This is a genomic window from Promicromonospora xylanilytica, from assembly GCF_054782895.1.
The window spans coordinates 1-11,283 of record NZ_BAAGRP010000057.1 but is presented as its reverse complement, the minus strand read 5'-3'; the positions used below and the strand labels follow the sequence as shown (position 1 = coordinate 11,283).

Sequence of the window (11,283 nt, the reverse complement as noted above, 5' to 3'; positions counted from 1 at the left end):
GGGCCCACACCGCCGTCGGGAACCAGCCCCCAGCCACGAAGCTACCGACCGGCGTCACCAACGTCATGACCAGCAACACCTAGCCGCAACTGGACGATGAGACGGAGAACGATATGGCGACCTGCGACAGGTGCGGTAACGACTACGCCCACACCTTTACGATCACGAAGGACGACGGCGCGAGCGGTGTCTACGACTCGTTCGAGTGCGCGGCTCAGGACATGGCTCCGCGGTGCAAGCACTGCGGCTGCACCATTCTCGGGCACGGTATCGAGGCGAACGACGAGACCTTTTGCTGCAGCCACTGCGCAAGAGCTGAGACCGGCGTCCAGACCACCGACAGCGTCAACGCCTGATCCGGCCTAACTCCGCCGTACCGCGATCGGTTTGATTCGGCCGCCGGACTGGCCCCTTCGTGGACGTCCTCTACCCGAGTTCGCCTCTCTTGATCGGCTCACGTGGACGCCACCGAGCGGATCGACGGCGACGCACCAACGGATCACGCAGACGTGCCATCTCGATCTTCCGGAAGTCGAGTGAACACCAACCCTGCCTATGGTCTTTGGAGCGCCGCTGGACAGGAAGCAGCAATGCGCATCAGGTACGCCCTCATGACCGAGCAGTGCGGGCCGGTGGAACTGGTGCGGCGGTCGGCGGGGGTTTCGGGATCGGGGGACCCGTCGTCGTGCGTTATCACGTGATGATGCCGCGCAACACCGCCCGCGCGACGAAGGCGCAATGCACGGAGCAGGGCCGTGAGCGACACAAGCCGACCTTTGTCCGGGTGGGGACCCATCCGGATTTCTGGTGGCGTCGGAGCACCGTCGCCTCGGGCCGTCGGGGGTGGACGAACCACGACCCAGAACGCCACAAGCCATACCGCATCCGCCGGCCGATGTCCAGAGCGGTGATGGCCTTCGGCTGCGGCTTCTCCTTCGACGGCGCGATCGTCTTGCGCATGGGGTTGTCCCGCAGCGCGTCGTGCACGACGGCACGGTCGAGCACCTGGTTCACCACGTTGCGGGACTGACGCGTCGGACCATGTTGTTCTTGTCGCCCTTGCCCTGCTTTAGAAGGGAGTCCAGGAACTTCTGGCACCGCGCCGGTGTCAGATCGTTCAGTCGCCGCTGACCCAGGTGCGGGACGACGTGCTTGCCACCCTGTCAGGGACCATCTATTTATCTCATCGGAAGCTTATCTTCACCAGTGTATTTAAGTGGGTCGGACCGAACAAGCTCCGCAAACGCTGCCGCAAACGCTAGCCGGTTCCTAACATAGTCCGCAAAGGCGCTCTCCGTAACTACATCGAATTCAAACGTTCCATCGACATTCTTGCTTTTCAATTGCCTAACCGCCGTCGCCCAAGGTCGCTGTTCCACCTGAGGTTCGGCACCTGATGCGTCAATTACGTACAGCGGGCAACTGATCAGCACAACGGGGAAATGTAGCCCAAATTCTGCCCAACCAGTCCGCGATGTTCCCCTTGGTGACGCAACCCTGAGCTTGAGTGGTCGGTGCGACGCGAGAAGCGCCTTTGCGAGCGGATAGACGAGCGACGTAAATATACCTGAATTGGTGGCGGCCCACGAACCTCCCTTCTCCCGGTCAAGTCGTGTCAACTGCGTTATTCTGAAATCACTGTCGCCATGTTCCATGGCTAGCTCACGAAACCCCAGTGTGCCCCACACAGGCCTTTTTGTAATGAGCCTCATTCCGCCCGATTCCAACTTCTCCGTCACAATTTCTTTGAACGGCAAGGAATGCTGACGAGGGTTGCGAGAGAATCTTCCTGACGGCCCGTAATAGCCGATACCCACGTACGGTAAGGAACTCTGCTTGCACTCCACCAGAAACCGAGCAGTGACTGACACCCAAGCGTCGTGGTCCTCCAGGAGCCCCTTGTAGGACCAGACATCCAACTCGCGTGACTTTGTTGGCTCGTCGGGGTCTTGGTATGCCCACCCCATGGTCGGGTGCATGGCCTCGGCGGCCAACACCTTCAATGCATGATGCTCAAGCAGCCAACCCGCTCGCTTGACCGCATCCAGCAGGGCTACGTCATCCGGCCACTGACTCATGTGGAGATGATAGAGACTAGAGACGCTGCACGGATAGGTGGCAGTGGCTCGGCCGAACTGAACCAGCCTCCGTTTCACGCACCGCCCACGAGTCGCTCGGGATGCACGAGGCCGAGGCAAGCCAGTCAGGTGTCACCCCAGGCTCGGCTTTTTCCTCGGCCCAGACCGGTCACAATACGATATGAACGAATCAGCCATCCATCCTCACGATTCCAGATTGAATCCCATCGATCTATGAGGTCTCGTCGCCACTCCGGTCGCCCTCTTGGTCGCACTTCAAGATCGTAGGAGATCATAACTGCCAAGTGATCGTAGATCCGGTTTGCGATCCGTCCTGACCGATTGGCGCCGTCATAATCGCCCGTTCGGGGCAGATCTCGACGGTCTCTCACATGCACGCGAAATTCTCTGTCGAACAGAATGGCCACTTCGCGAATATTCGGATTAGCATAAGCCCTTGCCCGAATATCCAGGTTTCTCGGAAGGCCGAAAGATTCAGGATCAATTCCGCAACCGTCGGGCGCATCAATACCATCCGGGCTCTGATTCTTCCGCGATGGGTGAGTCAGTGCCAGTTGATCAATTCTGCTCGATGACCATTCGAGCAGGGCTTCGTAGACCTCGGCTCGCTTTGCCCATACTCGATCATCATTGGCCAGCTGACGTTGCGCTCGGAGGGTCGCCCACGTATTAAACGCGTTAACGATTGGACTAAGAATTCCGACGACAAGCGCCACTCCCGCAGCAAAGAGTGCAACCTTGGTCTCCACCTGAAGTCCGGACCAGTCACTGGCGACGAAGTTCACGCCCCGAGCATGCCGCATCGAGTCATGCCTGGCCAGGTCACAGCCTTATGTGCGTACCCATGCGATGTCGATCATTCATCACACCACCCAAGTCGGTCACATACCCATTCCTTGCTTGCGGTGTGTGCGATCTGAACGCCAGGCATGCTCCATTGGGGATCGTGTCGCTCGACGTAGCGCTGCGGCCGAGCGTGCGGCGTCGACGGCCTGTGCATCGGTCGTGACTGGGTCGTTTCCCAGTGGGGCAGTGCCGGTTATGCCGTGGCGGTCGCGGTAGGCGGCGATCATGCGTGCAGCGGTCTGCCAGGTGTGTCGGGCTCCGGTGTTGCCTGGCTCGGGGCCGAGCGCCGCGAGCCAAGGTTCATCGTCACGTGTGGCGCGCTGGACGAGGTCGGTGACGCGTTGCTCGATCAGTGCCGCGCGCTCCTGGAGCGCTTTCCGGTACTCGTCTGTCATGGGTCCAACGGCTTCGGGGATGAGGCCCGCGATGCGGCGCGGTGCGCGTCGGTGGATGGTCAGCCCGTCGTGGCGGATGGGCTGTGTGGTAACGCTGGCGAGGCGGTGGTGCAGGACTGCTGCGGGGTCGTCGGCGTCATCCAGGCCACGCTGAGCGACGAGTTGGGGCAGCACCTGTTCGACATCGTGGCCGTCGGCCTCGGCTCGACGGAGCTCAGCGGTCAGGGCTCCGAACGCGGGTGCGGTGATGACCTGGTCCGCGTCTCGAGCTGAAAGTCCGGAGTGGTGGAGCAGCGTGGTCCAGCGGTCGCGTTGCGCGGCTCCGGCCAGGGTTTCGTACTCGGCGGCGAGCTGTGCGACCGACCCCCACCGTTCCGACTCGTCCTTGCCGACCTGTGTGGCGGCTTTCTCTGCTCCGACCGTGCGCATGATCCCGGCCAGGATGCTCCTTGGTGTGGGGTCATCGTAGTCGTCGGGCGTGATCTCCAGTGGCGTGTCGGTGATGACGTAGGCGGTGTTGGTCTCCCGGCCACGGGTCAGGCCGACGTACAGGTTCTCCCGGGTCATGCCCGGTCCGGTGATGAGGTGGCCGGTGTCGACCGTGAGTCCCTGGGCGCGGTAGGTGGTCACGACATAGCCGAGATCCAGATGGTCCGCGGCGTAGGCGGCGGGGAGCACGATCGTGTTGCCGTACTGGGCCTCGGGCCGGCGCACAATGACCGACCCGTCGTCGCGGACCTGGACCAGGGTCCACCGGTCACCGTTACGCACCCACGACCCGTTCCGGGTACGCAGGCGGCGGTCGTTGCGTCGGGTGATGACGACGTCCCCGGCCGAGGCTTGGAGCCCGTCGGCGAGGCGGACGGAGCTGCCGGGGTCGGTGGCTCCGGTCTGGAGGCGTTCGGCACGGGCTCGTTCGTTGACGGCACGGACGGTCTTGTTGTCCCCGGCGACCAGGACGGCGTCCTTGCCTACGGCGAGATCGGCCTGCCAGGCGGCATAGGCAGCATCGACCATGGCTTCTGTGTCGCCGTCGCGGACCCGGCCGTGGTCCAAGTAGGCGTCGATCGCCTCGTCTCGCCCGTGTCGTAGGGCGAGGGAGGCGTGCTTCTCCCAGGAGTGGGTGAACCGGTGCACCTCGGTCAGCTCCGGAACATCGTCCTCGGTGCTGCGGGCGGCGGCTAGGAGCGCGAACGCTCCGCCGGCTTCGACGGCTTGGAGCTGGGCCGGGTCACCGACCAGCAGCACCTTCGCCCCCACCTCCGCGGCGTGCGCCGTGATCCGGTCCAGAGTCAGGGTCCCGGCGAGGGTGGCTTCGTCGATGATGATCAACTGCCCCGCGCTGAACGCGGCGCCCTGGTGGAGATGGTCGTAGAGCCACTTGGCGGTGTTCTCGCATCCGATGCCCAGGTCTTCGGCCAGGACCGCCGCCGCAACCGCAGACGGTGCCAGCCCGACGACGGACCCTGACCCGTGTTCGTGCTCCCACGCAGAGCGCAGCGCCCGCATGGTGGTGGTCTTCCCGGTCCCGGCTGGGCCGACCAGCAGGTCCACCTGCCGGGCCGAGACAGCGACACGGGTGATGGCTTCTGCCTGCTCGCCCGAGACCGCCCTCGCCCGCTCGCCAGGGCCGTCCTTGGTGATGGCGTGCTCGACGGCGTCCAGGGCGATCGTCGGTGCGGTGCGGGTACCCGCCCGGTCCATCAGTCGGGCCTCCGCGTCCAGCAGGGCCTGTGAGGAGTACAGGGCCGAGTCCTTCGGGCGCAGGATGCTCGTCCCGTCCGGACGCTGGAACTCGTCCGGCGTGACGGCCAGGTCGGGCGGCGTCAACCGCACCGAACCGCCCTCGGCCCGGTCAGTGATCGCCGCCAAGACCGCCATCCGATCCTCAGCGGTGACGAACCGGAGGGCCTTGGTCTGCCGGACGGCTTCGGCGTACAGGTTCCAGCGCCGCCACACCGGCTTCTTCTCCGAGACCGCGATCACGACCGTTTGAGCGAGGCGGTCGATGAAGTCCAGCGGGACGTCGTCGGCCCGCAAGATCCGCGGCGGTGCCTTCGAGACGAGTTCGCTCGCCCACTCGCCGGGGTCGCGCCCCAGGATCTGGGCGGTGCGTTGCCGCCACTCCGTGGTGAGGTCGGCCAGGGAGTGGTGGGTCTTGTCCGGGCGGGTCTCCTTGCTGGCCCTCTGCCGGTACTTGTCGATCGTGCTCGGGCTGGGCCGGCGCCCGTACTTCTCGACGTGCCCTGCGATCAGCTCGTCGGCGCGGGAATTGATCTGCTCGGACCGCGCTGAGAACGCGGCCACCAGATCGTCGGGGACGCCCTTGATCGACCATCCGGGGTTGCGGCCCTGGCCGGTCCTGGCGCGCAGTTCCCATCCCACGCCGAGAGTGCGGGTCAGGTCGTCCATCACGATCGCTTCGTGCAGCTCCGACATCGCGACCGTCGCGGCATGCAGACCCCGCCCGTCCAGGGACCGCCACTTTCCGTCGAGCAGGGTCTTGACCTTGTTGGAGACCACTACGTGGGTGTGCAGGTGCGGGTCATTGGCCCGTGAGTCCCAGTGATCGAACGTCATCGCGATCAAGCCGGTGACACCGACCTGAGCGACCGCTCCGCCCTCGCCCGCCTCGCTCGTCGCGTTTCCGGCGACTGACGCGCCGGTCCGGGTCGCGGCCAGCTCGCGCTCCATGAACTCGAACACCTTGACCACAGCGGCCCGGTGGACGGCCACGATCTGCTCCTGGACCCCGGCATCGGCCACACCCCACAGCACGCTGGCCGACTTCGGCAAGGAGAACGTGAAGTCATACCCCGCGACCGCCCGCCGAGGTTTGCCGCCGTTGCCCTTCCCGTACACCGGGTACGCGCGGCCGAGCTGCTCGCCGGTGATCGGGTCCAGGCCCTTGCCCGCCAGTCGGGCCATCTGCTCCTCGGTCACCAGGCCACCCACAAGCAGGCCGCCCAATTCATCCGAACCCAGGCTCGCGACCCCTGCCCCCATCCACCGGCCCGGCGGCGTGCCCGTCTCGGTGTAGTACCGCGTCAACGGGGTACCCATCGACCGGTCGCCGTCTCCGGCCGCGACCGACTTCATGAAGTACGAGTACCCGTCCCCCGCCGACATCACGGCAATCGTCACAGTCATCCGCCGCACACCTCCTACAGCAAGAGGTGTCCCGCCCGCACCAACGGGCCAAATTGCTCTAGGTGCCTCGATCTGCAAGAGGCGTGCTGGGATTTTGAGGGAGGGGTCTGGCGGGCGAGCTGGGATGGATTTGGGGGGTTAGCGGCTATTAGTTGGACTAGGAGGGTTGGGGCAGGTTGGGAAGGATGGCGGAACCTGAGGGCGGTCGGCGTGGGTCAAGGGGAGGGTGACGCCGGCTCTGGGGGCTCTGGGGATGAGCCGCGGAGAGTGGGTCCCCCGTCCCCAGGTCTCTCGTCCCACGCCTCCCACTGGGTGCCACGGTCCATCGGTCTGAGCGCCATCAGCAGGCGGTGCACGTGGTCAGGTAGCACGCGACTCGTCCGGTGTGGCACCGTGTCGCCGTGACCTCCGGCAACGTGATCCATGCCTACAGCAGCGTGCAGGTTCAGTCGGCCGTAGCGGGCGCGCTGGGAGTGGCGCGCAGCGACGACGAGTTGATCCGGAAGGCTGCGTTCGGGTTGGCGCAGGCGTGCCTGACGGAACTGCGCGACACGTTCGGGTCAGCGCACGGATGCACCGTCGTGCTGCTGGTCGGCACAGGCAAGAACGGTGCGGACGCGATGGTCGCGGGTAAGCATCTTCGTGAGCGTGGTGTTGCGGTGCATGCGATTGCGACGGGCGGTCACGTAGATGTGATCGGAACCCGCCATCTGGACGTGCCAGCTATCGACGCGACGGACACTGCTGGGCTCATCCAGGCGCTCGACCTGATCGCGCGCGCCGACATGGTGGTCGACGGGATCGTCGGCGACGCAATGGTTGGCGACTTGCGCGCTCCGGCGAGCGATCTCGTCGAGGCGATTCCGGATGGTGCCTTGGTGGTCGCTGTGGACCTGCCCAGCGGTGTGGATCCGGATTCGGGGGCGATCGGCGGCGTTCACGTGCGGGCGGACGTCACGGTTACCTTCGGGGCATACAAGCGGTGTCTGCTGCTGCCGCCGGCCGCGGAGGTCGCGGGGCGCCTGGTGTTCGTCGATGTCGGGATCACACCGCGCCTGGACGTGGAGGGCCAGGTGCAGCGGCTCTCCTCGGTGGGCGTCGCCGAGAGGTGGCCGGTTCCTGGCCCCGGCGATCACAAGTATTCGCGTGGTCTGCTCGGCATCGTGGCCGGATCGGAGCGGTATCCCGGAGCGGCAGTCCTGGCGTGTCTGGGTGCGTTCGGCACGGGTGTTGGCATCGTTCGGTACACGGGTCCGCGCCACGTCGGCGACCTGATCCTGGAGCACGTGCCCGAGGCCGAGAGGTTCCCGGGAAAGGTCGACGGCTACTTGTTGGGATCGGGTGTGCTCGATGACCCGGACCAGGAACGAGCGATCGACGAGGCGCTGGCGACGGGCCTGCCCTGCGTGGTCGACGCCGGCGCGATCGAGACCTGCGTTCGCCGTCGGGCGGCAGGCGACCGACCCACATCGGGAGATCGCGTCTTACTGACCCCGCACGTGGGCGAGCTGGCGCGGTCGCTGGCTGCGCTCGGGCACGAGGCGACGACGGCAGACATTCTCCATCGGCCTTACGAGCACGCTCTGCGCGTCGCGGAGGCGGCCGAGGTGACGGTATTGCTGAAGGGTTCGACCACCATCGTTGTGGGACCGGACGGTCGAGCGTTCAGCCAGGACGAAGGCCCAGCCTGGTTAGCCACTGCCGGCTCCGGCGATGTTCTGGCCGGCATCGCCGGGGCACTGACCTCGGCGGGCCTTTCCGCGCTGGAGGTGGGCGCCATGGCCGCGTTCGTGCATGGACGTGCAGCGGCCATCGCAGCGGACGACGGACCACTACGCGCCAGCAAGATCGCTGAGCACGCTCCAGGGGCGGTCCGGGAACTGCTGGCCGAACGGACTGCTTTGGTCAGGCCGCGAGCAGGCCGCCGCGGCGGGCGAGGTCTTGCACGTGCGGGCGGGCGCGGGCGCGGTCGCGAATGATCAGCTCGCGCAGCATCTCGCGGACGATCGTGGAGTCGTGAAATTCGTCGGAGGAGACCTGCTCTGCGTCCAGCAGGACCAGCGCTGCGGACTCGTCCTCACCGCGCCGCACGAAGCCACGAGCCGTGGAGATCAGTGCGGCTGATCTCCGTTCGACGCTCGGGATACTGTTCAAGTTGAGACGGGCGGACAGCTCGACCACGTCGTCCGGGCGCCCGAGCTCGGCGTTTATCGCCACAGCGTGGATGTCGACGTTGCCGGCGCCAAACTTCGTCCACGCGTCGTAGTAGCCAGGCTCGAGGGCGTTGGCGGCGTCCTGCGCGACGCGATGCAGCGCCCAGGCACGGCCGTCCTGATCGGACTGTGCAGCGCTGACTGCTGCGGCCAGGTGCAGCATCCCGTACGCACCCAGGAGGTCCTTGCGCGGGTTGGCCGGGTCGATGCGGGCGTGCACCTCGTCGGCGGCAGCCAAGCAGAGCCGCGTCGCTTCGTCCTGGTGTCCAGCGCGGCGGTACGGGCCTGACAGCGCCCAGGCGGACAGCGCGATGAGGTAGGGGTCGTCGGCTTCGCGGGCGATATGCGCGGCCCGGTCGGACACGACCCAAGCCAGATCTCCGGACGGGACGTGGTGCAGCCACTGCCGGGTGATCTGGTAGGCGCCCGCCAACGTGCGGGCACTGCGCGCCCGGTCGGACGACATGGTGTGAGCAGCATGAGCGTCAGCGACAAGCGCGGGGAGAATCGCACCGACGCCGCGATGCGCCGACGGCGACTCGTGCCACATCGTCCAGGCGTCGTCCACACGTCCCGCCACGTCGGCCACGTCGGGTGCCGGATCGGTCACCGGCATCGGTCCGGCCGAACGCATGATGACCTCGCGCAGCGCGGCCACGGTCTCGGCCTGCGTCGGACCAGTGCCAGGAGTCAGCGTTTCCAGCGGCCTACCGATCAGGTCGTCGACGGTGCAGCCGATGACCGATGCGATCCGGACCAAGTCGGTGAGCCGCTCGGCATGCCGCCGGCCCTGTTCCACGGCCGAGACCCACTGGACGGACTTGCCGATGCGCTCGGCGAGCGAAAGCTGCGTCACGCCGGCCGCACGACGGTGCGCGGCGATTGCCGCTCCCACGCCACGCAACAGGTCCGCGTCCTTTGTCATGTCCAACACCATAGGCGGCTCACCCAGTAACCAACAGGCTCGGAACTGCTACGTGTGTAGCAGCCCTCCTGGTTCCCTCGCTCGTAGCGTCGTGTCTCGTCGGCGGGCCGTGCCCCAGTAACGGCCCGCCGGCCAGGCAGAGCACCAACGGAGCTGCACGAGGGGGACGTGATGGGACTGCGAAACCACGATCTGGACCTGGAGAAGATCGAGCCCAACGGCTCGACGCTGGTCAACGAGCGGACACATCTCGACGGTCTGACGCGTGCGCTGGAGGACGCCTTCACAGCTATCCGCTCCGTCGGTCCCGACCGAATCGACTTGGTCACCGTCACCAAGGAGCGGATCTGCCTCCAGCCCGCGGACCTGGACGACGGTGAGCGGATCGCCCATGCTCTGGGCTGCGATCTTCCGCTCGATCACCGGATGCTGGTCCCCGGACACACGCTCTGGACCGGGACGCGCCACGGCCTGGAGATTCAGGTCCGTTCGGCCCTGCGACGCCCGATCGGCGAAGAGGCATGAACACACCAAGACCAGTCGCGATCGGATACGTCTGCGGTGCCGACGACTCCTTGGTGACGCAGCAACGTGCAGAGGTCACCCGGTACGTCGAGGCCGAGGGCCTGGCGCTGGCGGAGGTCCTGCACGACACAGGAGACGGGTTCACGATCAGTCAGATCGTCGAGGCCGCTCAACTGCGGCACGCCTCACAGGTGCTCGTTCCTGCCGACGCCCATCTGTCTGATGCCCGCCATCGGCTGACTCAGGATCTGGCCGATCATGGCGCGGTCTGCGTCGTGATCGGTGAACAGTCACCGGCCTCGGCCCGACCGCGGTTGCGCCCCGGTCGTGCGGAGATGCACACCCGCGCCGCAAAGCGAACCGGGTCCATCGCGCCAGCAGCTTCCGCTCTTGCCTCCCCCAATTTCTCGGAGTAACCCCATGGCAACGACCAGCCTGCCTACCACCGCCGCATTGGCAAGCAGCGTGCCTTCATCCCGGCTCAGGGCACCCTTGGCGTCGAGCGTGATGGTGGCTCTGGACATCGACGGCACGCTGCTCGGGGCCGGCTGGGAGGTCCCCCGTGAGACGAGGATCGCCGTCAAGGCGTTGAGACTGGCCGGCCATCACGTGGTGCTCGCCTCAGGGCGGTCCCTGGCCGGTGTACTCCCCGTCGCGCGCAGCCTGGGCCTGGCCCACGGATGGGCGATCGCCTCCAACGGCGCCGTCACCGCCCGTCTGAACCCACTGGCCCCAGGCGAGCACACGATCCAGGAAGCAACGACGTTCGATCCCGAACCCGTTGCCCGCCTCGTCGCCGCCCAGCTACCGGAGACGCAGATCGCGGTCGAAGAGACGGGATGGGGATACCGCACCAGCACACCAGTCCCGGACGAAGTGATCAACGGCCGACAGCGCCTGGTGGCGTTCGAGGAGCTGTGGATCAAGCCGACTCCTCGAGTGTTTCTGCGCGGGGCCGGAGTGCTCGATCTGCTGGACCCTCTGCGTGCACTGGGAGTCACGGCGACCACTGGCGGTCCAACGTGGGTGGACGTGACGCCACCTGACCTGTCAAGCCCCGGGTTTGATGGAGACATCGAAGACCCGGAAGGATCTGGAGCATGGTTGCACCACGGAAGTACCCCGACGAG

General features: G+C 66.2%; 9 protein-coding genes and 1 pseudogene. 4 read left to right on the top strand and 6 right to left on the bottom strand.

From position 1 onward, the window contains the following. Positions 1 to 693: 693 nt before the first annotated feature. The 5 genes and pseudogenes from ACYVK7_RS18085 to mobF form a co-directional block, all read right to left on the bottom strand. Positions 694 to 1,017 (bottom strand): hypothetical protein, encoded by a 324-nt coding sequence (locus ACYVK7_RS18085; protein ID WP_460889102.1) that lies wholly within the window; start codon positions 1,015 to 1,017, stop codon positions 694 to 696. Then, positions 1,011 to 1,142 (bottom strand): annotated as a pseudogene (locus tag ACYVK7_RS18080) (hypothetical protein); the annotation flags it as partial. The gene ACYVK7_RS18085 and the pseudogene ACYVK7_RS18080, both read right to left, overlap by 7 nt. Before the next feature lie 36 nt (positions 1,143 to 1,178). Next, positions 1,179 to 2,078 carry a hypothetical protein gene (locus ACYVK7_RS18075; protein ID WP_460889101.1) on the bottom strand — a complete coding sequence of 300 codons (900 nt, stop codon included), beginning with the start codon at positions 2,076 to 2,078 and terminating at the stop codon, positions 1,179 to 1,181. Between the two features lie 125 nt (positions 2,079 to 2,203). Further along, the gene (locus ACYVK7_RS18070; RefSeq protein ID WP_460818387.1) at positions 2,204 to 2,884 is read right to left on the bottom strand and encodes a hypothetical protein; all 681 of its coding nucleotides are present in this window, start codon (positions 2,882 to 2,884) and stop codon (positions 2,204 to 2,206) included. A gap of 96 nt (positions 2,885 to 2,980) precedes the next feature. Beyond that, the gene (mobF, locus tag ACYVK7_RS18065; RefSeq protein ID WP_460889100.1) at positions 2,981 to 6,490 is read right to left on the bottom strand and encodes a MobF family relaxase; all 3,510 of its coding nucleotides are present in this window, start codon (positions 6,488 to 6,490) and stop codon (positions 2,981 to 2,983) included. A 401-nt stretch (positions 6,491 to 6,891) separates the two neighbouring features. On the opposite strand from mobF, the gene ACYVK7_RS18060 reads away from it, so the two are divergent. Next, the gene (locus ACYVK7_RS18060; protein WP_460889099.1) at positions 6,892 to 8,469 is read left to right on the top strand and encodes an NAD(P)H-hydrate epimerase; all 1,578 of its coding nucleotides are present in this window, start codon (positions 6,892 to 6,894) and stop codon (positions 8,467 to 8,469) included. Here ACYVK7_RS18060 and ACYVK7_RS18055 read toward each other — a convergent pair. Continuing rightward, positions 8,396 to 9,628, bottom strand: coding sequence for a helix-turn-helix domain-containing protein (locus ACYVK7_RS18055; protein ID WP_460889098.1), 1,233 nt, complete (start codon positions 9,626 to 9,628; stop codon positions 8,396 to 8,398). The genes ACYVK7_RS18060 and ACYVK7_RS18055 overlap by 74 nt on opposite strands. Before the next feature lie 171 nt (positions 9,629 to 9,799). Between ACYVK7_RS18055 and ACYVK7_RS18050 the strand changes: the two genes are divergently transcribed. The 3 genes from ACYVK7_RS18050 to ACYVK7_RS18040 all read left to right on the top strand — a co-directional run. After that, entirely contained in the window at positions 9,800 to 10,153 is a 354-nt protein-coding gene (locus tag ACYVK7_RS18050) for a hypothetical protein (protein WP_253874111.1), read from the top strand. Next, the gene (locus ACYVK7_RS18045) at positions 10,150 to 10,569 is read left to right on the top strand and encodes a hypothetical protein (RefSeq protein ID WP_460889097.1); all 420 of its coding nucleotides are present in this window, start codon (positions 10,150 to 10,152) and stop codon (positions 10,567 to 10,569) included. Before ACYVK7_RS18050 ends, ACYVK7_RS18045 begins: the two co-directional genes overlap by 4 nt. A gap of 4 nt (positions 10,570 to 10,573) precedes the next feature. Then, positions 10,574 to 11,283 (top strand): HAD family hydrolase (locus ACYVK7_RS18040; protein WP_460889096.1); only part of this gene is annotated, 710 nt, incomplete at its 3' end.